At 65.1% G+C, this 23,712-nt stretch carries 22 protein-coding genes and 1 pseudogene; 19 read left to right on the plus strand and 4 right to left on the minus strand.

Annotated features, from left to right (window positions below):
• The first annotated feature begins 3 nt into the window (after positions 1-3).
• The 10 genes and pseudogenes from ACTNFJ_RS11745 to ACTNFJ_RS11790 all read left to right on the plus strand — a co-directional run bounded on the left by ACTNFJ_RS11745 (position 4) and on the right by ACTNFJ_RS11790 (position 10,015).
• Complete coding sequence (locus tag ACTNFJ_RS11745; protein WP_435906457.1) at positions 4-795, plus strand: SDR family NAD(P)-dependent oxidoreductase; 792 nt, start codon at positions 4-6, stop codon at positions 793-795.
• Positions 796-797: 2 nt separating this feature from the next.
• Positions 798-1,910: an aldose 1-epimerase family protein gene (locus ACTNFJ_RS11750; RefSeq protein ID WP_435906458.1), complete on the plus strand. Its 1,113-nt coding sequence runs from the start codon at positions 798-800 to the stop codon at positions 1,908-1,910.
• Positions 1,911-1,920: 10 nt separating this feature from the next.
• Positions 1,921-3,135 (plus strand): CaiB/BaiF CoA transferase family protein, encoded by a 1,215-nt coding sequence (locus ACTNFJ_RS11755; RefSeq protein WP_435906459.1) that lies wholly within the window; start codon positions 1,921-1,923, stop codon positions 3,133-3,135.
• Position 3,136: 1 nt separating this feature from the next.
• A complete protein-coding gene (locus ACTNFJ_RS11760) occupies positions 3,137-4,357 on the plus strand; it encodes an extracellular solute-binding protein (protein WP_435906460.1) in 1,221 nt (406 codons plus the stop codon).
• Complete coding sequence (locus ACTNFJ_RS11765) at positions 4,354-5,136, plus strand: enoyl-CoA hydratase/isomerase family protein (RefSeq protein ID WP_435906461.1); 783 nt, start codon at positions 4,354-4,356, stop codon at positions 5,134-5,136. Before ACTNFJ_RS11760 ends, ACTNFJ_RS11765 begins: the two co-directional genes overlap by 4 nt.
• 61 nt (positions 5,137-5,197) lie before the next feature.
• Positions 5,198-6,403 (plus strand): fumarylacetoacetate hydrolase family protein, encoded by a 1,206-nt coding sequence (locus ACTNFJ_RS11770; RefSeq protein ID WP_435906462.1) that lies wholly within the window; start codon positions 5,198-5,200, stop codon positions 6,401-6,403.
• 33 nt (positions 6,404-6,436) lie between these two features.
• On the plus strand, positions 6,437-7,456 hold the full coding sequence (locus tag ACTNFJ_RS11775; protein ID WP_435906463.1) for a LacI family DNA-binding transcriptional regulator: 1,020 nt from the start codon (positions 6,437-6,439) through the stop codon (positions 7,454-7,456).
• Positions 7,457-7,575: 119 nt separating this feature from the next.
• Positions 7,576-9,081, plus strand: coding sequence for an aldehyde dehydrogenase (NADP(+)) (locus tag ACTNFJ_RS11780; RefSeq protein WP_435906464.1), 1,506 nt, complete (start codon positions 7,576-7,578; stop codon positions 9,079-9,081).
• Positions 9,082-9,476: 395 nt separating this feature from the next.
• Positions 9,477-9,596: pseudogene (locus tag ACTNFJ_RS11785) on the plus strand (hypothetical protein); the annotation flags it as partial.
• Between the two features lie 62 nt (positions 9,597-9,658).
• Positions 9,659-10,015 carry a hypothetical protein gene (locus ACTNFJ_RS11790; RefSeq protein ID WP_435906492.1) on the plus strand — a complete coding sequence of 119 codons (357 nt, stop codon included), beginning with the start codon at positions 9,659-9,661 and terminating at the stop codon, positions 10,013-10,015.
• 958 nt (positions 10,016-10,973) lie between these two features.
• Here the strand turns inward: ACTNFJ_RS11790 and ACTNFJ_RS11795 are convergent.
• Positions 10,974-11,654, minus strand: a complete 681-nt coding sequence (locus ACTNFJ_RS11795) for a TetR/AcrR family transcriptional regulator (RefSeq protein WP_435906465.1) — start codon at positions 11,652-11,654, stop codon at positions 10,974-10,976.
• Positions 11,655-11,913: 259 nt separating this feature from the next.
• On the opposite strand from ACTNFJ_RS11795, the gene ACTNFJ_RS11800 reads away from it, so the two are divergent.
• On the plus strand, positions 11,914-13,119 hold the full coding sequence (locus tag ACTNFJ_RS11800; RefSeq protein WP_435906466.1) for an alpha/beta fold hydrolase: 1,206 nt from the start codon (positions 11,914-11,916) through the stop codon (positions 13,117-13,119).
• A gap of 3 nt (positions 13,120-13,122) precedes the next feature.
• Here ACTNFJ_RS11800 and ACTNFJ_RS11805 read toward each other — a convergent pair whose 3' ends face one another.
• The 3 genes from ACTNFJ_RS11805 to ACTNFJ_RS11815 are packed head-to-tail and all read right to left on the minus strand — an operon-like array spanning position 13,123 to position 15,932.
• The gene (locus ACTNFJ_RS11805) at positions 13,123-14,229 is read right to left on the minus strand and encodes an NADH:flavin oxidoreductase (protein ID WP_435906467.1); all 1,107 of its coding nucleotides are present in this window, start codon (positions 14,227-14,229) and stop codon (positions 13,123-13,125) included.
• Between the two features lie 45 nt (positions 14,230-14,274).
• Positions 14,275-14,808, minus strand: a complete 534-nt coding sequence (locus ACTNFJ_RS11810) for a VOC family protein (RefSeq protein ID WP_435906468.1) — start codon at positions 14,806-14,808, stop codon at positions 14,275-14,277.
• Complete coding sequence (locus tag ACTNFJ_RS11815; RefSeq protein ID WP_435906469.1) at positions 14,805-15,932, minus strand: alcohol dehydrogenase catalytic domain-containing protein; 1,128 nt, start codon at positions 15,930-15,932, stop codon at positions 14,805-14,807. Before ACTNFJ_RS11815 ends, ACTNFJ_RS11810 begins: the two co-directional genes overlap by 4 nt.
• A gap of 188 nt (positions 15,933-16,120) precedes the next feature.
• Here ACTNFJ_RS11815 and ACTNFJ_RS11820 point away from each other — a divergent pair, with 188 nt between their 5' ends.
• The 8 genes from ACTNFJ_RS11820 (at position 16,121) to ACTNFJ_RS11855 (ending at position 23,691) form a co-directional block, all read left to right on the plus strand.
• Positions 16,121-16,960: an alpha/beta fold hydrolase gene (locus tag ACTNFJ_RS11820; protein ID WP_435906470.1), complete on the plus strand. Its 840-nt coding sequence runs from the start codon at positions 16,121-16,123 to the stop codon at positions 16,958-16,960.
• 32 nt (positions 16,961-16,992) lie between these two features.
• Positions 16,993-18,477, plus strand: a complete 1,485-nt coding sequence (locus ACTNFJ_RS11825) for a flavin-containing monooxygenase (protein ID WP_435906471.1) — start codon at positions 16,993-16,995, stop codon at positions 18,475-18,477.
• Positions 18,474-19,241: an SDR family NAD(P)-dependent oxidoreductase gene (locus ACTNFJ_RS11830; RefSeq protein ID WP_435906472.1), complete on the plus strand. Its 768-nt coding sequence runs from the start codon at positions 18,474-18,476 to the stop codon at positions 19,239-19,241. Before ACTNFJ_RS11825 ends, ACTNFJ_RS11830 begins: the two co-directional genes overlap by 4 nt.
• A gap of 75 nt (positions 19,242-19,316) precedes the next feature.
• The gene (locus ACTNFJ_RS11835) at positions 19,317-20,198 is read left to right on the plus strand and encodes an SDR family NAD(P)-dependent oxidoreductase (RefSeq protein ID WP_435906473.1); all 882 of its coding nucleotides are present in this window, start codon (positions 19,317-19,319) and stop codon (positions 20,196-20,198) included.
• Positions 20,199-20,295: 97 nt separating this feature from the next.
• A complete protein-coding gene (locus ACTNFJ_RS11840) occupies positions 20,296-21,174 on the plus strand; it encodes a branched-chain amino acid ABC transporter permease (RefSeq protein ID WP_435906474.1) in 879 nt (292 codons plus the stop codon).
• Between the two features lie 3 nt (positions 21,175-21,177).
• Entirely contained in the window at positions 21,178-22,266 is a 1,089-nt protein-coding gene (locus ACTNFJ_RS11845; RefSeq protein WP_435906475.1) for a branched-chain amino acid ABC transporter permease, read from the plus strand.
• On the plus strand, positions 22,263-23,000 hold the full coding sequence (locus ACTNFJ_RS11850; protein WP_435906476.1) for an ABC transporter ATP-binding protein: 738 nt from the start codon (positions 22,263-22,265) through the stop codon (positions 22,998-23,000). Before ACTNFJ_RS11845 ends, ACTNFJ_RS11850 begins: the two co-directional genes overlap by 4 nt.
• A complete protein-coding gene (locus ACTNFJ_RS11855; RefSeq protein WP_435906477.1) occupies positions 22,987-23,691 on the plus strand; it encodes an ABC transporter ATP-binding protein in 705 nt (234 codons plus the stop codon). The genes ACTNFJ_RS11850 and ACTNFJ_RS11855 overlap by 14 nt, the downstream gene beginning before the upstream one ends.
• Positions 23,692-23,712 lie beyond the last annotated feature (21 nt).

Consider the following 23,712-nt stretch of genomic DNA (forward strand, 5'->3'; position numbering starts at 1 on the left):
CGCATGGCAACGACGAATCCGTCGGCGCCCTCCTCCGGGGCGTCGCACGACGCCCCCCGGGGGGCGGCATTCATCACCGGAGCGGGCGGGGCGCTCGGTCGCGCCACTGCGCTGCGGTTGGCGGCCGACGGGTTCGCCGTCGCCGTGCTCGGCTGCGAGAGCGAGGAGCTGCGTGAGACCGCGACGCTCCTCGCCGACGCAGGGCATCGCGGGCACACCGTGGTCTGCGATCTTCGCGAACCGGCGAGCATCGCCGCGGCGGTGGACGAGGTCGAGCGCGAGCTCGGGCCGCTCACCGCGGTCGTCAACAACGCGGCGATCTACCCGCCCACCCCGTTCCTTGAGATCCCGCTCGCGGAGTACGAGGATGTGGTGCGCGTCAACCAGACTGGCTACTTCTTAGTCGCTCAGGAATCAGCGAAGCGCATGGTGCCCCGCGGGGCCGGTGCGATAGTCAACGTGAGCTCAATCACGTTCCACGGCGGCTGGGCAAACCTCGCGAGCTACGTCTCCACCAAAGGCGCGTCCGTCGGGCTGACCCGCGCGCTCGCGCGTGAACTCGGCGCGTCGGGGATCCGCGTCAACGCGGTCTCCCCCGGCGCCTTCCCGACGAAGGCCGAGGAAATCCACGAGAACCCCGAGCAGTACACGCAGTGGGTGCTCGACCGCCAGTCGCTCAAGCGTCGCGGCGGCAACGAGGAGCTCGCCTCGGTGATCTCCTTCCTGGTCGGCCCCGACTCGAGCTTCCTGACAGGCCAGACGGTAAACGTCGACGGCGGATGGGTGATGGAGTAACCATGACGACCTTCTTCGACACCCCGATCACAACGGCGGACCTGCGCCGCCGCACGGGCGACCTGTCTGCGATCGCCGGGATCCGCGAGACCGTGCTCGACAACGGCAGCGAGCGCGGTGTGCGCTCGCTCGTGCTCCGCAACGCCTCCGGCCTCGAAGTCGAGGTGCTCATCGACCGCGGCTTCGACCTCGGCGGTGCGCGCTGGCGCGGCCTTCCCTTCGGCTGGCGCTCCGGCAACGGCTTCCGCCACCCCGGGCTGCACGAGGCCGATGCCGAGGGTGGGCTGTCGTGGCTTCGCGCGCTCGACGGACTGCTTGTGACGGGTGGGCTGGACCACGCGCTCTTCGGCGGCGAGTACGACGCGAGCCACTACGCCTACCCGCCCAAGCAAACCGTGATCCACGGGCTGCACGGCCGCCTCACCGCGATCCCGGGCCGCCTGCTCTCCATCGAGGAGGACTGGCAGGAGATCGGCGGCGTGCTCCGCGTGCGCGGCGAGGTAATCCAGGCCACCTCCTTCGGCGAGCACCTTCGACTCACCCGCACGGTCGAGATCGACATCTTCGGCGAAGAGGTGCGCGTGCACGACACGGTCGACAACCTCGGTTTCGAGCGCACCCCGCACATGTTTCTCTATCATCTGAACCTCGGGTGGCCGTTCGTCGACGAGGGCAGCGAGCTCGTCGCCCCGATCCGGCGCCAGCTCTGGGCCTCCGACTCGACGACGGAGCAGGGAGTGCCGCACACCCCGATGCCGGCGCCGATCACCGGGTTCGTCGAGCAGGTCTGGGAGCACGAACTCCAAGCCGGCGCCGACGGCGACCACCGCGTCGCGCTGATCCGCCCGGATCGCGAACTCGGCATCGAGGTGAGTTGGGACGCGCGCACGATGCCGAACTTTTTCGAGTGGCAGAACATGCGCGCCGGCCAGTACGGCCTCGGCCTCGAGCCCTCCTCGAACCATGTCGAGGGAGAACAGCACGCCCGCGACACCGGGGAGCTGAGCTGGTTGGAGCACGGCGAGCGCCGTGACTACCGCCTCGCCGTCAAGATCCTGCACACCCCCCAAGCGGTCACGGGCTCCGTGGACGCCATCACCGACATTCCTCTGTAAAGGAAACCCCATGAACGCGACCTCCACTCCCGGAATCCTCTCCGGATACCGGGTGATCGATTGCTCCATCGCGATGGCCGGCCCGTTCGCCGCCCAGCGGCTCGGTGACCTCGGCGCCGATGTGATCAAGGTCGAGCCGACTAGCGGTGAGTGGCAGCGCCACGCCCCGGCGGGAGGGGCCACCGGCAAAGAGATCAACGTCTCCTTCCTGTCGCTGAACCGCAATAAACGGTCACTCGCGGTGAATCTCAAGGACGACGAGGGGCGCCAGCTGCTCTTCGAACTCGTGCGCTCCTCCGACGTCTTCCTCCAGAACTACCGGCCCGGCGTGGCTAAGCGACTGGGCGTGGACTACGAGTCGCTGCGGAAGATCAACCCGAAGCTCATCTACGTCTCGATCTCGGGCTACGGTGAGGACGGCCCGTACCGGGATCGCCCGGGTCAGGATCTGCTGCTGCAGGCCATGAGCGGCGCGATGCTATCGGCTGGTGCGCACGGCACGCCGCCCCAGGCAGCGGGGCAGTACCTGGTCGATGCAATCACCGCGTCGACAGCGTTCGAGGGGGCGCTCGCCGCCCTGCTGCACCGCGAGCGCACAGGTGAGGGCCAGAAGGTCTCCGTCAACATGCTCGACGCCATCACCACCCTGCAGATGCAGGAGCTCTCGGTGTACCTCATGGGCACCTTGCCGCAGCAGCGCAGCGAGCAACCGCACGCCCACGTATACATCCGTTCGCCTTACGGCACATTCGCGACCACCGACGGCTACCTCGCACTCGCGATGCCGGATCTCAAGACGCTCGGCCGCCTCATCGGGGAGCCGTCGTTCGAGGATCTCACCGACGAGGTCGACGGCTGGGCCCGTCGCGACGAGATCTTCGCGAAGACCGCTGCCGGGCTCGCGAAGCAGAGCACGGCGCACTGGATGGAGGTGCTCGGGGACGCCGGGATCTGGGTCGGGCCGGTGTATGGCTACGCCGATCTCGTGGCGGACCCCCAGATCGCGCACAACGGTACGTTCGTCGAGTACGACCATCCGATCGAGGGGCCGGTCAAGACACCCGGGTTCCCCTACGCCTTTTCGGCGACCCCCGCGCGCATCGACCGCGGCGCGCCACGCGTCGGTGAGCACAGCAGCGAGATCGCGCACGAGCTCGGAGTCACGGACGCGCAGTTCGCGGCGTTGGTCGAGCGCGGCGTCGTCGTCGAGACCGTCGGGAGCTGAGGTGACGAGCAGTACCGAGCATGCGAGGTTCCGGGGTCTCACCTGGGATCACCCGCGCGGAGCGCACGCGCTGCGGGCCGCGGCCGAGCAGGCAGAGCGCCTCGGTGCGTCGGTGTTGCTGAGCTGGGACGCGCAGCCGCTGGAAGGCTTCGAATCGGCCCCAATCGGCGAGCTCGCCGCACGCTACGACCTGATCGTGATCGACCATCCGCACCTCGGCGACGCCATCGCGCAGGGTGCGCTCCAGCCGCTTGACGCGGTGCTGCCCGCGGAGCTCCTTGCCGATCTTGCGGTGCACTCCGTCGGTCCGTCCTTCGCGTCCTACTCGGCCGAGAGCCACCTTTGGGCGCTTCCACTCGACGCCGCGACCCAGGTCGCCGCTGTGCGAGAGGATCTCGTGGATCGCACGCCCGCGACCTGGGACGAGGTGCGGGAGCTCTCTCTGCGCGCGCCCGTCGCCCTCTCGCTCGCGGGCCCCCACGCCTTCCTCAGTCTCTGCTCGGTCGCCGTGTCCCTCGGAGCGGAGCCGCGCTCGCTGGCGCCCCGCCCGGATTTCGTGGCGGATCCCGCACCGCTCTTCGACCGCGAGACCGCTCTGGCTGCACTCGCCATGCTGCACGAGCTCGCGGAGCGGGCCCCACTCGACACGGCGGCCCTAAACCCGATCGGTCTACTTGACCGCATGCGCACGAGAAATGAGATCGCCTACATCCCGCTCGTCTACGGCTACGTGAACTACTCCGCGGCGAGCACCGTGGCGGATCCCGGATCCCGCGTGCACTTCGTCGACGCGCCCGCGGCCGTGCGCGGCGGGCGACCGGGCAGCACCATCGGCGGCACCGGGATCGCGATCAGCGCGGACACACGGGTCACTCCGGAGCTCGCGGCCCACCTCGGGTGGCTGCTGTCCGCAGCAGCGCAGGAGGGGTTCATCCCGCAGCACGACGGCCAGCCGTCTCGGATCTCCGCCTGGGAGTCGGATGCCGTGAACGCCACGAGCGCAGACTTCTACCGCCGCACACGGCGTACCCTCGACGCCTCGTGGATACGCCCGCGCTTCGCCGGATACACCGCGTTCCAGTCCGAGGCCTCCGCCATTGTCCGCGACGGCCTGGGGCGTCCGTTCTTCGACCCCGTCGCGACCCTCGAACGCATCGAGGCCGCCTATCTCACCGCGCTCACGAGCGCCGCCCATCACACCCAGACAGGAGCGACCCCATGATCCGGAGCGAGTGCGAGCAGATCCTTGCCGAGCAGGACGGTCACGTCGTGACGATCACGATCAACCGACCCGAGAAGCTCAACGCGGTGACCCAGGAGATGTCTGCGGAGCTCACGCGCCTTGCCGACGAAATCAACGGCGACGGCACCGTGCGCGCCGCCGTGCTCACCGGCGCGGGTGAACGTGCGTTCTCCGCCGGAAGCGACATTCGCTCGCTCGACAAATACACGACCCCGTGGGAGTTTCGGAACCGGGTCGACTACTGCGACGCGCTGCGGGAGCTACGCAAACCCGTCATCGCCGCGGTGAACGGCTTTGCGTTCGGCGGTGGTCTCGAGACCGCGATGATCTGCGACATCCGGCTGGCGAGCACCGCGGCCCGGTTTGCGGCGCCCGAGGTCAAGCTCGGTTGGATCGGCGGCGGCGGCATGAGCGCCTTCCTCGCCCACTCCGCGGGTGCGAGCAACGCCGCGCTCATGCTGCTGACCGGCGATCCCATCGACGCCGAGATGGCGCTGCGGTTCGGCCTCGTAAGCGAGGTGCTCGAACCGGAGGCCCTGCTCCCGCGCGCACAAGAGCTCGCTGCGATCATATCGAACCGCCCGCCCATTGCCATCGAGACCGCGAAGGCGAACCTGCGGGCGGCGTACACCATGCCCTTCGACCAGGCGATGGCTTACGAGCGCGACCTGCAGACCATCTGCTTCGCCACAGAGGACGCAGCCGAGGGCCGGGCGGCTTTCGCCGAGAAGCGCACGGCCACGTTCAGTGGACGCTGATCCCGCGACGCGACCCGGAACACCCCTCACCCGAACACGAGAACCACAGGAGCCACCGACGATGACGGCACACACCCACGAATCAGATCAGGCCACCGATTGGATCGGCGCCGCGTCCGCGGGCCTACCCTCCGCCGGCGGCGCCACCCTCGTGGGCCGCGTGTTCGAGTCGGCTGCAGGTGGCCCCACCCCCGTACTGGTCGAAGATGGCGAAGTTTACGCGCTCACCCCGAGCTTCGCCACGGTGAGCGACCTGACCGAGCAACCCGATCCCGCGAAGGCGGCGCGCGAGGCGAAAGGAACTCGCCTCGGCTCGTTCGCCGAGATCCACGCCAACAGCCAGCACGGCCGGCGCGATCCTGCGATCCCCTGGCTGCTCGCCCCGCACGATCTCCACGCTGTAAAGGCCGCGGGTGTTACGTTCGCCGTATCGATGGTCGAGCGCGTCATCGAGGAGCGCGCGGGCGGCGATCAGGAGCAGGCCGCCGCACTGCGCAAAGAGATCACCGAGCAGATCGGCGGGGATCTCCGCTCGCTACGTCCCGGTTCCCTGCGCGCGACGGAACTGAAAAGTTACTTGGTCGAGCGCGGCATGTGGTCTCAGTATTTGGAAGTAGGCATCGGTCCCGACGCCGAGATCTTCAGCAAAGCGCTGCCGCTCGCCTCGGTCGGGGTCGGCGCCGAGATTGGCGTGCTCGCAGCTTCCAACTGGAACAATCCGGAGCCGGAGGCCGTGCTGGTCGTGAGCTCCGACGGCAGGATCGTAGGCGCGACGCTCGGCAACGACGTCAACCTCCGCGACATCGAGGGGCGCAGTGCGCTGCTGCTGCCGAAGGCGAAAGACAACAATGCGTCGAGCGCGACCGGACCGCTCATCCGGCTCTTCGACGCGGGTTTCACCCTCGACGACGTGCGCAGCATGGAGGTGCGGCTCACCGTTCGCGGGGAGGACGGCTACGAGCTCGAGGCGGCGTCGGACATGTCGCAGATCAGTCGGGATCCCGAGTCGCTCGTCGCCCAGCTCATCGGCCGGCACCACCAGTACCCCGATGGGGCGCTGCTGTTCCTCGGCACCCTGTTCGCCCCCGTCGACGATCGCGGCGAGGCCGGGAAGGGTTTTACCCATCAGGTGGGCGACGTCGTGGAGATCCATTCCCCGTTGATCGGCACCCTGATTAATCGTGTGCAGCTCAGCGAGGAGTGCACTCCGTGGACGTTCGGACTGTCCGACCTCATGAGAAACTTGGCTGGCCGTGGACTACTATGATTCGAGGATCGAATGGTCAGAAGGGCAGTCAGCGTGACACGCAGAAGCACGAACTCTGTGACGCTGCACGAGGTCGCGGTGCACGCGGGAGTCTCCCCCCAGACGGTGTCGCGCGCGATCCGTATGCCCAATCTCGTGTCGGAAGCGACTCTCGCTGTCGTGCGCACTTCGATCGCCGAGACCGGATACGTGCCGAACCTGGCCGCCAGCAATCTCGCCTCCAACCGCAGCATGACGGTCGCGGCGATAGTGCCTGCCATGTCGTACTCGGTATTCGCGGAGACGATCCACGGGCTCGACGCGGTGCTAGCTTCGAAGGGGTACCACCTTTTCATCGGGTCGACGGACTACGATGCCGACCGCGAGGAAGAACTGATCCGCGCGTTCCTGGGACGGCGCCCCGATGGGATCATCGTCGTCGGCACGGAGCACACCCCGGCGGCACGGACTATGCTCGCGGGCGCCAAGGTGCCGGTCGTCGAGACGTGGAGCTGGACCGATGAGCCCATCGACTCGCTTGTCGGCTTCTCCAACCGCGCGGCCATCACGGCCGTCGTCGACTACGTTCACTCCCGCGGCTACCGGCATCCGACCTTCGCGGGCTGGCTCACCGGCTCCGACTCGCGCGCGCTCGACCGACGCCTCGCCTTCGAACAGCGCACGCGCGAGCTCTACCCGGGCGAACCGATCCGCGTTATCGACTCGGGCGCCAACGGCATCAGCATTGCGGCAGGCCGGTTGCTCCTTGATCTCGCACTGCGGGAGCATCCCGAGACCGACGTGCTGCTCTGCGCCAGCGACATCTTCGCGACCGGCGCACTGCTTGAGGCTCAATCGCGCGGAATCGCGGTGCCGGACCGCATCGCGATCTGCGGCTTCGGCGACTTCGAGCTCAGCCGGCACCTCAGCCCCCCGCTCACCACCGTGAGCACCCCGAACCTCGAGATCGGTCGCCGCGCCGGTGAGCTGTTACTGAGCCGCATGCTCGGCGAGACCGCAGAGCCGACGTCGCTCGACCTGGGCTTCTCGCTCGCGGCGCGCGACTCCGCGTAGCTGTTCCGCTCGTCAAACGTTCTTCCGTTTCTGCTGCCCGGTACGAGCCTCACGAGGCTCGGCTGAGCGCTCTCCAACGCCCTCTGTGTACCTCTCCATCCCCTCCCGACAGGAGCACCATGCTGTCCACCACAAACCCGACCACCGGCGTCACGACCGACGCCGGCGTCGTCCTCACGACCGATGCCGAACTCGAGACGATCACCGCGGCGGCCGCAGCCGCCGCTCCGGAGATCGCTCGTCGCGACCGCGACTGGCGCGCCTCTCTGCTCGAGTCGATGGCCGATGCGCTCGAGGAACGCCGTGCAGACCTCGTCGACATCGCACGCCAGGAGACCGGGCTCGGCGACCCCCGCCTGAACGGAGAGCTTAGCCGCACGGCCTTCCAGCTGCGGCTCTTCGCCGAGGCCGTGCGGGAGGGAGGGTTTCTTGAGGCCATGATCGACCACGCCGGCGACACGCCCCTCGGACCCGGGCCGGACGTACGCCGCATGCTGATCCCGCTTGGCCCGGTCGCGGTCTTCGGCTCGAGCAACTTCCCCTTCGCCTTCTCTGTGCCGGGCGGCGACACCGCTTCCGCGCTGGCCGCTGGCAATCCCGTAGTGGTGAAGGCGCACAGCGCGCACCTGCGCACCTCTCGGCTCGCGTTCGAGGCGCTGCGCACCGGAGCCGAGCGGGTCGGAGCGCCCGCCGGCACCGTCGGCATCGTCTACGGTCAGTCCGCGGGCGCGGCGCTCGTGGCGCACCCGACGATCCGCGCTGTCGGCTTCACCGGTTCGCTCGGTGCCGCCCAGCGGCTGCAGCAGATCATCGACGGGCGCGAGACTCCGATCCCGCTCTACGGCGAACTGCAGAGTGTGAACCCCGTGATCGTGACGGTCGGAGCGCTCGCGACGAACGGTGAGGCGCTCTCAGCTGGTCTCGCTGTGTCCGTCACCGGGTCGGGCGGACAGCTATGCACGAAGCCGGGACTCGTCTTCCTGCCTGAGGGTGAGGCGGGCGATCGGTTCGCGGAGTCGCTCGCTGCGGAGATCGGCGCTCAGCCGCCGCACGTGCTGCTCGGTGAGCGGGTACACGAGAACTTCGAGCGCGTGCGCGGCGAGCTGCAGGCGGCGACCGGGGTCACGGAACTGGCGCGCGGAGAGTCGGGCGGGCACGGGTACTCGAGCGCCGCCGCGGTGCTGAGCGTCGGCATCGACGACTTCTCCGTAGACCACACCGAGGAGGCGTTCGGGCCGCTCGTGGTGCTCGTGCGTTACTCCGACGTCGCCCAAGTCGAGGCTGGGCTACGCGTGGTGCCGGGGTCCCTCACCGCGACGATCCACGCAGCCGCCGACGAGGTCGAGCTCACCGCGCGTCTCGCGGAGCTCGTGGCGCCGATTGCGGGTCGGCTGCTGTTCGGCGGGTTCCCGACCGGGGTGCGCGTCTCGTGGGCGCAGCACCACGGCGGACCGTGGCCCGCGACGAACTCGCTGCACACCTCGGTGGGGGTGACGGCGATCCGGCGCTTCTTGAGGCCAATGGTATGGCAGGACGCGCCCGAGGCCGTGCTGCCGGTCGAGCTGCGCGAAGGCAACCGCTCGGTGGCGCGGCGCATCGATGGCGTGCTGCAGTTGGCGGACTAGGGGTGCGGGGTACCCAGTACCCCGCACCGTACACCGCTTCAATTGCTACAGGATCTCAGCGATGGAGGAACCCATCCGCCGTGTTGCTCCTCGGGAAGTGATTGCTCCTTTAACTGCCCAGGATCGCTAAATGCACGGCGGAGGCGCCGGCAGTGGCTGCGTACGAGCGCACGAAGCTCACGATACCTCTGCGAGACTCCTCTCGCTTCACCCCCATACTGCCCCAGGTGACGATCCCCCCGAACTAAGTGATGATCGATGGCACCGATCTTGGGTTCTGGTGCCTACTCATCGCGACCGATGAACACCAGATACCACTCGCGTGGCAATGGTGCTCTACCTAGTCACAGCCCGCCCGGGAAGCGCTCCTGACACAAGTTCCGAACCCGCTGATCGTGATCTGCGATGGTAGTACCGGAGTCCGGGTAACACTCCGAGAGCAATGGCCCGACACCCTCACCCAACGCTGCATATTTCATCTCTGGATGAATCTGCGCACCCACCTCGCCAGGGATCGCTCCTACGAGAAACGACGCCTCTTAGGAGTGCTCTGGGACTCACCCACCGGGAAGAAGTGGTGGTATATCCACGACAGGCTCAGGAAGGCGTACACCTCCTCGCGGAGCTCCGACGCTGCGACCACCTCTTCACATACCTCAAGGTCGGCGGATCCAAGACCACCAGCCGCATCGAGTGTGGGGCGAACGCGGTCATCAAACAGGCGCTCCGCCTCCATTGCGGTATGACGATCGAGCATCAGACGCGGGCCGCTGAGTGGGTGCTCATAGAACGCGCGGGGCTTCTGCACGCGGCCAACGAAATGGACACGGAAGCAGCGATCAGACCGCCACAGAAGCGGCGCCCCCAGTTCACGCAATCAGACCCAGGGCCGACGCTCTACGACACCGGCCTCAGCGCTGAGGAACGGCTCTGACTGAGAGGTGGGTGGGGTGGTCGGGCTAGATACACCCAACGCTATCCATTCTTTCTGGCCGGAAAGCAAGAAATTATCGGCGAGTACACCATCGACCCAGCGAAGGACTACCAACCCAAAAAACCTTCATGACCGCTGTCAACGATGACGCGACTCACCGACCCTGGTTCACTGTCAACACCATGAACCCACGAAAAAGTCCTGAGTCACGACCAGTTTGTCAACTATGTCGCGACTCAGGACACTCGTGGGTTGTTTCGTGGAATCCCGGAGCCCTTGTCCCGTAAGGGATCCGTGGAACCCGCCGGAATGGTTTTCCAGGTTAAGCGCGTAATTATTCCAGCGCCTTCATCTGTAGCTATACGCAGCCGCTCCGGCCATACAAACGAGAGCCATCAAGTCTGGCTCATGTTTGAACCATAAGTGGGCTCATCCAAATCCCGCATGAAGTCGCGACGCATCTCTCTACTATGTCTATGCGCTCCGGGATCCGCGCACTGGCCTTGTGTTTTAAGTTGGAAAGGGTCCGGGGACCGGATCAACGCGCATCTGCGAGATGAATCGCCCCGGGTTTAGTGGAGGGCGTGATAAACCCAGGCCGATTCACGCCTTGTTCGGTGATAGCGAGGTCGATGATCAAGTTTTTGGGCTTCATGCCTCATCGTGGAGGTCGTGGTTGTCATCGATGTCGCGACTCGTGTGTCAGCCATCATGCAACAGATTGGCTCGGGAACTTGTCAAGAATGTGGTGAATTCGGACACCCCTCGCGCACAGATGGGGTCTTTCACGAAATTGGAAGACTTGAGTATACGAAGTAGCAGGAACAGTTGAACCAGATGCTGATTCAACCGTTTTCTTGTTGTAGGGCTGCCACAGGGGGCGCGCAGCGGAGGTATCGGGCGGTCGCCCGAGCTTTCTGGGCGGTGCTATTCAGTTTGAGGTGACCGGTGTAAGGAGTTAGTCCACGGTGACGAGCAACGGCCGCAGCATCACGTCAAACCGCTCGTGCAGCCGGTCCCAGGTGGTTTCGATCGGTAGGTTTCTGGCCGGGCTGCGCAGGACCTCGTGGATGTAGCAGCCGTTCAGATTGCGCGCCACGAGAGTGGGGTCAACGTCATCGCGGAAGACTCTCCGTTCCTGGGCTGTCACCACGATGTTCCGCACCAACTCGATAATGCGGTCACCGGCACGAGTGCTTCGCTCGCCGAGCCTACTTCCCGACGATTGAAGGCCCGAGACGACATACTTCGCAACATTCTCGGGGTCGAGCGTGTAGTAGCGAATACGCTCGCGGTAGATCGCGGCAATACGATCGATGTACCACTCACCAGAGGGTGCCTCTGGTGAGTGGTCCTCGGTACGCCGGTCGGACAGCACGATGTCGTCGATGAGGCTGTCTTGGGTGCGGCCGATGACCAGGAGTAACAAGTCCGTCTTGTTTGCGACGTACCGGAAGAGCGTGGCCTCTCCGACACCGGCGAGCTGCGCTACCTCGCGGGTGGTGACCGCGTCAAAGCCTTTCGCGGTGAACAGTTCTTCGGCGGCAGTGAGAACGCGCGCAAAGCGTTCTTGGCGCCCACGTTCGCGGAGGCCGATGGGCTCCTCATCGGGGAGGGGGAGATTCGTGTCTGTGCTCAATGTCAATCCTGTGGTGCGCTTCGTTGAGGGAGCAAGGGAGATGCTAACCCTGAGTATACGAGCAGGAGTCCTGCGCTCGGTTGCGTGAGTCTCAGTTCATACGACAGAATGAGAGTGCACTCCACTTTAAGGAACTTCGGTCGGATCCGCGAGTTTCTTGCGGTCATTTGCCCGGGTCGGGTGGCCCACTGGAATGGGAACGGAAGTCATGGACGACTCTACATTTTTGGTCAAACTGCGCGCACACTCTACTCGTCCGGTGGACGACGCCCCGCTGCAACGCGCACTCAGTCACCTCGTCCCGCTACGGGCACGATTCGAGTGCGAGCATGACGGGCAGATCGATCGCGCGTTGGTGCTGATTGATGCCGCTGGTGTGCGGCTGCTGGCGGATCCTGTCTTAGTTACCGATGCGTCGGGGGATGATGTAGCGTCAACCGAGCCCGCCGCGGACCTGACGGCGCGCGGGCCGGCGGCCGCCTGGGACGCTCTGCTCGCAGGGGAGGTGAGCTGGGCGCAGGCGACGAATGCCGCGCTGGGCACCCTGCGGGTGAGCGGAGATCCCGTCGCCGTGTCGTGGCTGCTGCCGCCTCTGTCGCGGTGGTTCGCAGGCGAAGTGGCGCCTGCGGCCCTGACCGACTCGGCCGATTCCACCCCAGAGTACCTCGATGTGCAGGGCCGCTACGTCGTGGTCGACGGCGTTCGTGCCTACTACGAGAGTGGGGGAGCGGGCGTACCCGTGCTGTTGTTACACACCGCGGGACGCGACAACCGCCAGTGGCACGGCGTGATCGAGCGGCTTGCAGGCCACTACCGGTTGTACGCACCCGACCTGCCCGGCCACGGCAAGAGCTGGCCTCGTGGCGCGGAGCCCTGCCTGAGTAATATCGACAATATCGCGCGCTGGTTACTCGCCTTCATGAGTGCCGTGGGGGAAGAGCGATTCATCGTCGCGGGCACGTCGGTCGGAGGCAACCTGTCGCTGCTCCTGTCGGCGATCTCGAGCCGCGTGCTCGGTGCAGTAGCGTTCCAGGGGAGCGACTATACCCCCACCATCTCCGCGACTTCTCTTGCGATGATGACCCACTCACGCGTGGCGCTGCAGCACTCAAACCTCGACTTCGCCCTGAGTCTTGTCGGCGAACGGGCGCTGCCCCAGGCGCGCAACTTCATCGAGTGGAACGTCCGCGAAATCAGCCCGCTTGCCCAGCAGGCAGACCTCACGGCCTACACCAACACCGACATTCGAGAGCGTATGCAAGAAATTCGCTGCCCCGTCACACTGGTGCACGGTGACGCCGACTGGCTCGCGACCCGCGAAATGGTCGAGGGTGCCGCCGCGCGCATTGTGAATTCCGCTGCATTGCGGTTTATCTCGCTGCCGGGCATCGGCCACTACCCGCACCTCGAAGACCCGGTGACGGCGGCAGAGATCATCGATGAGATGGGGCGACTCGTCGGGTAGCGTTCACGCGGCAGGCGTGAACAGCGCGTGCCACTTGTCGGTGAGGTACTCGAGAAACGGGGCGTCCACGCCCTCGTCAGCGAGCGTGGCGGCGGCCACGGGCGGCAGTTTCGGAGTGAGGCCGGGGGTGCGCAGGACTCTAGGCGCTGTGCGATTGAAGATCGCCGCGCGGCCAATGACCAGCTGGTCGCCGCCCAGCGCGAAGCCGAGGGCGGCATCGCGCGAGTCCCACATCTTGCCCGCGATGGCGAGCGGTACTCGGTCACTGAGCCTCGCTCGGACGTGCTCGACCGGCGAGGTGTGCGGGTGCTTCTGCGAGGGCTGGTGGATGTCCCAGACCGAGAGGCTGATGATGTCGGCGCCCGCCTCCGCGCCGAGCACCGCGAGCTCAGCCGACTCGTCGAGGTCGATTCCGCGGGATTGCCGGAAGTCCTCGGCCGAGATCCGGAGCTGAATGACAGCCGAGGACGGGAGAGCCTCTCGGAACCGCGAGACGAGCTCAAGGGTGAAGCGCGTCCGCCCCGCAAAGTCGCCGCCCCAGGCGTCGTCGCGAGTGTTCTCAAGTTGGCTCAAGAATTGGGCGGGTAAGTAGCCGTGGGCCGCGTGAATATCGACGCCGTCAAAGCCCGCCTCGATGGTGCGTTTCGCGGCGTCGACGTAGCGGTCGAGCATGATTTCGATCCCGGCTTCAGTCAGCCCGCGCACCCCGCAGCCGTCGGACGGCCCCACTGCCTCAAGTGTGTGCCCGCTCCACGCGTGGTCCACGCGCAGGCCGCCGTGCAGCAGCTGCGCCAGCATCACGGTGCCGGGGCGTCTTGACGCGGCGAGCCGGGCGAGGCCTGGCACGTAGCGGTCGTCGTCGACGCGGGGCTGGTTTCGCCGGATCTGGCCTTCGGGGGACACCGAGAGGCCACCCGTCACAATGGTGCCGAACCCGGCGTCAGCGCGGCTGCGATACCAGGCGATCTCGGCCTCGCTAACCTCGCCTGTGTCAGTGCTCAGGCAGTTCGTCATGGGGGCGAGCGCCAGGCGATTGGGGGCCGTCACCGCCTCGTTGAGCCGCAGCGGGCGGTCGATGAGGGCGGTGGTGGAACTAGCGGTGGTCAGCATGGTGTCTCCCGGGGTTGCGGTGGGCGGGGCCTGCAGGTGCCCGGATCAATGGACGCGGACCGGGTCCGACCCGTCCCAGTCCTGCGCGGCGCGGTACACCGCGGTGTAGACCGCCTCCTGGGCCGGGTTGAGCTCAACGAGCTCGATCATGCCTCCGAGCTCTTCGTTCGAATCGAAATATGCGAGCCGGGCCGCGGTCGGCAGTACACTCTCGTACACCAGAGCGAGCCCGCGCGCAGCGTAGGCGGCGACATCCGATTCGAAGTTCTGCGTCCCGCGTGCAACGTGGTGGAACCCGAACCCCCCAGTCGCAACGCGCTCGCGGTACACCGACGGGGCGTCGTCGAGCTGCTCGATGAGTTCGATCATCGCGTGCCCCGAGAACGCCTGCGCGACGACGAGTCTTGTCGGGACAACTTCACCCCGGTACTTAGCCCGCTGCGTTGTGAAGGGGCCGCGGACGAACCACGGCCCGATGCCGGTCAGGTCGGTCCACTGTTTCATAGCGGCCTGCAGATTGGGTACGGTGTACGCGAACTGCACGATGCCAGCGACCGGCTGGCCGAAATCGAGCATCATGCGCCAGCCCCCTCGAAGCTGATCATCTGGCGGATCGCGCGGCCCTCGTCGAGCACGTCGAGAGCGTGATTTAATTCGGCGAGCGGCACGGTCGACGAGGTGAGCTTCTCGACGGGCAACACGCCCTCGCGCCACATCTGTTCATACTCGGGGATGTCGCGTGCGGGCACGGACGAACCCAGGTAGCTGCCGACGATGGTGCGCGCCTCAGCAGTGATGGTGAGGGGCGTAATCGTTGAGGTGGCGTCAGGCGAGGGGAGGCCGGCGGTCACGGTTATGCCGCCGGGGGCGGTCAGCGCGACCGCGGTTTCGAAGGCGCGCGGGTGCCCTGCGGCTTCGATCACCACGGGGGCGCGGAGTAGGCGGGCGACCGCGTCCTCGGGGGTCGCGGCGTCGTCGGCGCCCATCGCAAGGGCGGCCTCAAGCTTCTCGGGGATGGAATCGACGCCGATCACGCGTCCACCGGCGGCAGAGGTTATGGCGACGGCCGTCAGGATCGCGGCCATGCCGACCCCGCCGAGACCGACCACGATGACGTCTTGGCCCGGCTCGAGCGCGCCGGCGTTTTTCACTGCACCGCCGCCAGTGAGGACTGCGCAGCCCAGCACCGCGGCTACTTGCGGTGGAACGTCTGCGCCGACCGGCACGACTGAGCGGCGATCCACCACAGCGTGGGTCGCGAAGGCCGAGACGCCCAAGTGGTGCTTGATCGGCTCGCCATTTTGGCCGAGGCGCAACTCGCCCGACGGCAGCACGCCCTCGGTGTTGCTGCGGGTGCCCGCTTCGCAGGGCAGCTTTCCGCCGGTGAGGCAGGACGGGCAGATCTCGCAGCGGGGGAGAAAGACAGTCACGACGCGCTGGCCGACCTCGAGATCGGTAACGCCCTCGCCGAGCTCGGCGACGATGCCAGCGGCCTCGTGCCCCAGCAGCATGGGCAGCGGACGCTGCCGACTGCCGTTAACGACTGACAGGTCCGAGTGGCAGAGGCCAGCCGTCTCGACGCGGATCAGGATTTCTCCGAGGCCAGGGGGTGCAAGGTCGACTTCGACGATGTTGACGGGAAGGCTCGTCGCGTAGGGGCGGGCGAGTCCGGACTGCTTGAGCACGGCGCCAGTGATCTTCACGTGTTTACTCCTTTGTAGGGGTCAATGCGGAACGAGAGAGGAATCTTGATTTCAGATTGCGGAGTGCGCTCTCAGTACCTATAGTGAGAGAGTACTCCGAAAGGAGCGCACTCTCAACGAGGAGATACCAAAGTCTCCTCTGCGTGGTTTGTTCCCCTGACAGCAGAGATTTTGAAGGAAGTTAAGAAGTGAAACTTCATCCTGATTCGGAAACCGGCACGGTTCAGTTCGCCGGCAAATCAGTTACCTACTTCGACACCGGAGTTCCGGGCGACGGCCGCACGCCCATCATTCTGGTGCACGGCACTGGCGGCACAACAGACACTCACTTCCGCACGGTCTTTCCAATGCTGGCCGCGCGCCACCGCGTCATAGGACTTGACCTGGTCACCACGAAAGACTCCGACCTCGACGAGCTGATCGCTCAGGTCGTCGAGGTCATTGAGGCTCGCGCCGGCGGTACCCCCGTACACCTCGTCGGCTACTCGCTCGGTGCGGTCATCACGGCGGCGCTCGCTGGACGCCGCGGAGAACTGCTCAGCACGCTCACCCTTATCGCCGGCTGGATCACTACCGACAAGCAGCAGCGCCTCCGCAACAGTGTCTGGAAATCCCTCTTCGCCGATGGTGGTCGCCCGCTGCAGGAATTCCAGACGCTGCTGGCCTTCAGCTCACAGTTCCTGCGCAGCCGCTCGGACGCCGACCTCGAGAACCTCATCCAGAGTCGGACCTTCCGCGATGGCTTTGACGTCGAGATGGAGATCAACCGCACCATAGACATCGAGGCTGATGTCAACAACATCACCGTGCCGACGCTCGTTATCGGCGCGACCAAAGACCTGATGGTGCCGATCATCCACAGCTACATGCTGCTCGGCGGAATTGAGAACGCGCGCCTCGCCGAGATCGATTCGGGTCACGGCGTCACGGTCGAGCGCCCAGCCCAGGTCTTTATGCTGATCGACGATTTCGTGGCCGATCCGGCAGCCGTGGCTGCGGGCAAGACCATCGAGCCGCTGAAGGTTTAGGGAAGTAACGAGAGATGAACGAGGAACACAGTATGAGTGAAACCGAGACCATCACGCGCACCGACGTTATCATCGTCGGCGCCGGCTTCGCCGGCGTCGGCATCGCCGTGCAGCTCGAGCGTCAGACCGAGCAGAGCTACGTCGTGCTCGAACGAGGGCACACTGTGGGCGGCGCCTGGCGCGATAACACTTACCCTGGGGCCGAGTGCGACGTGCCGTCGCACCTCTACTCCTACTCGTTCAGCCTCAATCCGGGATGGACGAAGATGCACGCGAAGCAGCCCGAGATTCTTAGGTACATCGAGGACGTGGCTGCCACAGAAAACGTGCTGCCGAACATCCGCTTCAACATGAATGTTGACGACATTCGTTGGGACGAAGACCGCAAGCTCTGGGTCGCGAAGGCCGGCGACGCAGTCTTCGAGGCGCGTTCGATCATCATGGCCGTCGGCTACCTCTCTGACGCGAAGTTCCCTGAGATCCCGGGGCTCGATTCGTTCACCGGCAAGCTCTTCCACTCGGCCGAGTGGGACCACTCGGTTGACCTCGCGGGCAAGCGCGTGGCGCTGATCGGGTCGGGTGCAAGCGCGATCCAGATCGTACCTGAGGTCGGCAAGGTAGCTGAGAAGCTTGTCGTCCTGCAGCGTTCGGCGGCGTACGTCACCCCGCGCCACGACCCGCATTACACCGAAGCGCAGAAGCGCATGTTCGAGCGTCGCCCCGAGCTGATGGAACGTATTCGAGAAGACCTCTTTTGGGCAAACGAAGAGCGGTATGCGCAGCGTCGCGGTACGCAGACGCTCATCGAAACCGCGACGAAGGCCGCCCTCGGAAACCTCGAGAGCCAGATCCCCGCGGGCGAGCTGCGAGACAAGCTGACCCCCGACTACACGATCGGCTGCAAACGGATCCTGAAGTCTAGCGAGTACTACCCAACCTTCCTACGCGACAACGTCGTACTCGAAATGGGTGGAGTGAAGGCGATCACCCCGACCGGCATTGTGGCCGCCGACGGCACCGAGCACGAGGTCGACGTCATCATCTCGGCGACCGGCTTCGAGGCGACTGACATTCCCATGGCGTACCGCACCTTCGGCCGCGACGGTCTCTCGCTCCATGACCGCTGGGACCGTGGTATGGAGGCGTACAAGACCACCGCCGTAAGCGGCTTCCCAAACCTCTGGTTTCTCAAGGGGCCGAACACCGGGCTGGGCCACAACTCGGCAATTTACATCGCCGAGGCGCAGCTGGACTATGTGATGGAAGCGTTGAAGCGGACGCACCAGGGCGAAATTCTCGAGGTGCGTGCCGAAGAGCAGGAACGCTTCATGGCCGAGCTTGAGGCGCTGAGCGCGGGAACTGTCTGGCTTTCGGGCGGGTGCAGCAGCTGGTACGTGGACCCCCGCAGCGGGCGGCTCACCACTCTTTGGCCCGACTTCTCGTTCACCTTCCGTGAGGTCAACAGCGAGTTTGTCGAAGAAGCATACGAGATCGAGAAGGTAGGGGCATCAGCATGAGCGCAGTGCAGCAGGGCCGCGTTGCAGTGGTCACCGGGGCCGCAGGAGGTCTCGGCACCTCGATCGTCGAAGCCCTTCTCGAGCGCGGGGACCGCGTCGTCGCGTCCGATGTGAGTGCCGCCGCGCTCGAGGCGCTGCAGGCAAAGGTCGCGCAGGCGAGCGATCGCCTGGTCGCCGTGGTGGCGGACGTCGCCGAGCCGAGTGGATGGGCTGCGATTCGCGAAGTCGCGCTCGATCGCTTTGGCGCACCGTCCATTCTGGTGAACAACGCCGGTATCTCCCCGAAGCATGATGGGAAGAAGCTCAACGGAGTCGACATTCCGCTCAATGAGTGGAACGCCGTCGTCGGGGTCAACCTCACTGGCCCGTTCCTCGGGATCCAGTGCCTCGCCCCTGGCATGATCGAGGCGAACTATGGCCGCATCATCAACATTGCGTCGGTCGCGGCGCGGTATGGTGGACGTTTGGGCGGGTTACACTACGCCGCAACCAAGACCGGAGTCCTCGGTATCACTCGTGCCTTCGCGCATGAGCTCGCCGAACACGGCATCACGGTCAACGCAGTGGCCCCCGGACGCATTGCCAGTGGCATGGCGGCGATGGTGAGCGAAGCAGTGAACGCTGACTACGCGTCGACCATCCCGGTGGGTCGTCTGGGTACCGCGCACGATGTGGCGCACACCGTCCGCTTCCTCAGTGACGAGGACTCGTCGTTCATCACCGGTACCACGACCGATGTTAACGGCGGCTCTCACATGCAGTAATTGCGCTCTGATGTGCGCGACAGCCCCGCCGCGCACCGGCTTCGCGGTCACTCTTATTTCGAAGGTCGACAACATATGAAGCATTCATCCCGCACTCCACCGCCTGCTGGCCAGGTGATTTTCGTGTCCGGTGGCGCCAGCGGTATCGGTCTTGAGACCGCCCGACGACTCGCAGCGCGCGGCGGCAAGTTAGCCTTGGTCGACCGCAACGGGGACCAGGCAGTCGCCGCAGCAGCGAGCCTGGGGGCGGGCCACGTTGGCCTGCAGGCTGACGTGAGCGATCTTGCATCGCTCGAGATCGCGGCCGCCGAGACGGTCGCACGCCTGGGCAAGATCGACGTCGTCATCGCGAACGCCGGGATCGGCAGCGCGTCCACCGTGCGCGCCACATCAGCCGAACAACTGCTTCGCATCATTGACATCAATCTGTCTGGCCAAATACGCACTGTCAAGGCGACGCTTGAGCACGTCATCGCCCAGCGCGGCTACATCGCCTTTACCTGCTCGGCGTCCGTGCTGAAGCACACGCCCAAGTCGTCGGCCTACGCGGCGGCAAAGGCCGGCATCGATGCGTTCGCGGGCTCGCTGCGCCAGGAGGTCATGCACCGGGGTGTCGACGTCGGCGTGTTCTATCCGGGCTGGACACCGACGCCGCTGATTCAGGGCCCCGGTTCGCGCGAGTCCGCCAATAAGACTTTGCCGTGGCCGCTCAGTATCACGAATGAGCTCGACGAGGTGGCAGACGCCTACGCCGGCGCGGTTGTCCGTCGCGCCCGCACCACCTACATTCCCAAAATTTACCGTTTCGTACACTGGCTGCGCCCGTTTTATACGAGCGCAATGTGGGATCGCAGCCAGCGTCAGGAAGTGGCACGTAACGTCGCCGACTGGGAATCAGATTTCTTGGCCGCGAAGGAGGTCTCGGCCCGATCCTCGGGCACAACGAGCACGACTTGAACTCACCCATAGCTTTCGCACGCACCAACGAAGATGCGTGCGCACAGGCGGGGATCCCCCCGCACACTCATTCGACTGAATAGAAAGGAGCCGCCCGATGTGGGACTTGCTTGTTCTTGGCATTATGGCTGGCGGGGTTCTTGCCCTCGTGGCGGTTGGCCTCACCCTCATTTTTGGCGTCATGGACGTGATGAACTTCTCCCACGGAGAGTTCGTCATGCTCGGCATGATGGCCACGACTGTGGTGGCGACGGCAACTGGCATGAATCCGTACGTGGTGGGATTGTTGGTGCTTATTGCATCACTTCCGCTGTCGTACTTGATCTACGTTGGCATCATCCGGCAGACGTTGGGGAAGTCGCTCAACGTGCAGATCTTCACCACGCTCGGCCTGAGCATCGCGCTGCAGGCCGTAGCGCTGATGGCGTTTGGCTCGCGGACGTTTGCGTTCTCTGACCCGTTTGCATCGTCCCGCATTCAGGTGCTGGGTATCGCGGTCGAGGTGGGGCGTGTGATCGCTTTCCTCGGAGGAATCCTGCTGGTTGCGGGCCTCTGGTACTTCCTCTACCGCACTCGCGCTGGCAAGCAGATTCGCGCGGTGTCCGAGGACAACTACGCGGCGAAGGTCGTGGGACTGCGGATCAACCGCACGTACGCCACCGTATTCGTGCTCGGCTCAGCATTCGCTGTCGCCGCTGGCGTCCTGCTTGCTCCCTTCACTGCAGTCTCCTCGACGACGGGCCTGCACTTCGTCCTGACGAGCTTCGTCGTCGTGGTGCTCGGCGGCATGGGCTCCGTGAGTGGCGCCTTCATCGGCGGCCTCGTGGTCGGCGTGATCGAGACGCTCGTGGGCTACTACTTCGGTACCCAGTGGATGCAGGCTTCAGTCTTCATCCTGTTCGTCGTGATGCTCGCGCTGCGCCCTCGGGGCCTGTTCGGGAAAAAGTCCCTCGACTCCGCGATGGTAGGTGGTTAGATCATGCTGAAGAAACTGAAGCCGTTCCTCCCGCTCGCCATCATTGCGGTCGCCGTCATCGGATTCACGCTCACTGGACCGAGCCGGATGACGCTTGACCTGATGAACACGATCCTGATCTTCGCGACGTTCGCGACCGCGTGGAACATCGCGGGCGGCATGACGGGTCTGTTCTCCCTAGGCCACGGTGCGCTGTTCGCGATTGGCGCGTTTGGGACGACCCTGCTGCGCCTGAACTTCGGCTTGCCGACGTTCGTCGCGATCCTGCTGGCCGCACTGATCGCCGTGTTGGTCGCGTTGTTCATCGGCGCGATCAGCCTGCGTCTGCGCGGTCACTACTTTGGCCTGGCCACGCTGGGTCTCGCTGTGATCATGTTTATCATGCTGCAGAACTTTCCGAACCTCACCGGAGGCGATGAGGGGATCACGATCCCGAAGGAAACCGGGTTCTGGAACCTCATCTTCGCCACCAAGGAAGAGTATGTGTACGTCACCCTCGGGCTGTACGTCATCACTGCGGCGGTAGTCATCATGCTGACCCGTTCGAAGCGGGGCTACCAGATGCTCGCGGTCAAGGAAGACGAGGTGAGCGCACGCTCAATCGGTATTCCCGCCGTGCGCACGAAGATGTTCGCTGTCGGCCTCTCGGGCTTCTTCTCGGCCCTTGCCGGCGCGATGTTTGCGCAGTACACGCTGTACATCACCCCCGGCAATGTGGGCTCGGTGGCAGTGACGTGGGAGCCCGCGCTAATGGCGATCATTGGCGGTATGGCGGGCGTGTTCGGCCCCCTCATCGGCGCCGTCCTGATCATCCTTCTCGAGCACTATGTGATCGAATCGGTCGGGTCGTCCATTCCTGGTCTGTCGAACTTCATCTACGGTGGCCTGCTGATCGTGTCGATCCTGCTGCTTCCCAACGGTGTCATGGGCCTGATCCGCTCGGGCTACAGCTGGGTGCGCCGCTTGATTACGAAAGAACCGAAGGTGCCCGACGAAATTGAGACAACCGTGGTGCGGGTGGTGAGCGATGAATCGCTGCCGGCTGAGAGCTCGGTTGCTGAGGCTGCGACGGCGAAGGAGGACCGGTCATGACTGACAACATCCTCGAGGTGAAAGACCTCAGCATCTCGCTGGGCGGCCTGAAGATTCTCGAGAACGTGAATCTGACGGCGGCACGCGGCGAAATTACCGGTGTCATCGGCCCCAACGGCGCGGGCAAGACCACGCTGTTCAATATCGTCTCCGGGTTCATGAAGCCGACGTCAGGCTCTGTGAAGTTCAACGGCGCTGAGTTGATCGGGCGACTGCCTGAACGAATCGCCAAGGATGGCCTGGTACGCACCTTCCAGAAGGTGCGAGGTTTGACGCAGCTAAGCGTGCGGGAGAACGTGCTAGTGGGGGCGCTGAATCGGCGGAAGACGGTGCGCGAGGCTCACGAGCTGGTCGATCCACTGCTTGAGCAGCTCGGACTCATGGACTACGCCGAGGCGATTACCGGGGCGTTACCCATAGGGCTGCGAAAACGCCTCGAGGTCGCGCGCGTGCTGGCCGCCGAGCCGGAGTTGGTGCTGCTCGACGAGGTCATGGGCGGGCTCGTGCCCTCCGAGGTGCAGGCGATGATGGATTTCATTCGCCAGCTTGCCGATGGCGGCACTTCGGTCATTCTCATCGAACACCACATGAAGGCCGTGATGGGCCTCTCCAGCCACGTGGTCGTGCTTGAACGTGGACGGAACCTTGCAGAGGGCACCCCGTCGCAGGTCACGCAGGATCCCGGTGTGCTGACCGCTTACCTCGGGGAAGGGTACCAACATGTTGCGCATTGAGAATCTCGCGGTCTCGTATGGCCGGGCGAAGGTGTTGCTGGACGTCAATCTCGCCGTGAACGAGGGCGAGGTTGTCGCCGTGCTCGGCGGAAACGGCGCGGGGAAGACGACGACGCTGAAGACGATCTCAGGGCTGGTGCGTCCGCGCTCCGGGACCATCTCCTTCAACGGAGAACCCATCTCGGGGCTGCCTTCGCACGCGATCGCCCAACTCGGCATCGCGCACTGCCCCGAAGGGCGGCGCCTCTTCGGCGGCATGACGGTCGAAGACAATCTATTCCTCGGTGCTGCCACGCCCGCCGCGCGGAAGAACCAGCACGAGACGCTCGACCGTATGTACGAGCTGTTCCCGATTATGAAGGAACGGCGCAAGCAGCACGCGGGCTTGCTCTCGGGCGGTCAGCAACAGATGGTCGCGATCGCGCGAGCGCTGATGGCCGAACCGAAGCTGCTGATCCTGGACGAGCCTTCACTCGGGCTGGCACCCAAGATTGTCACCGAGGTGTTTGAAGTCATTCACCAGGTGCGCGACGCCGGGGTGACGGTGCTGCTTGTAGAGCAGAACGTGGCCCAGGCACTCGGCACCGCAGACCGAGGCTACGTCATCGAGCAGGGTGCGGTCGCGCTCGAAGGCGGCGCCCAAGAACTTCTAAAAAATGAAGAACTGCAAAAGGCCTACCTAGGCATTTAGCAATACCTAAGGAAAAGGAAA

This window comes from Leucobacter shiyiweii, assembly GCF_052446065.1.
In the GTDB taxonomy this organism is placed as follows: Bacteria; Actinomycetota; Actinomycetes; order Actinomycetales; family Microbacteriaceae; genus Leucobacter.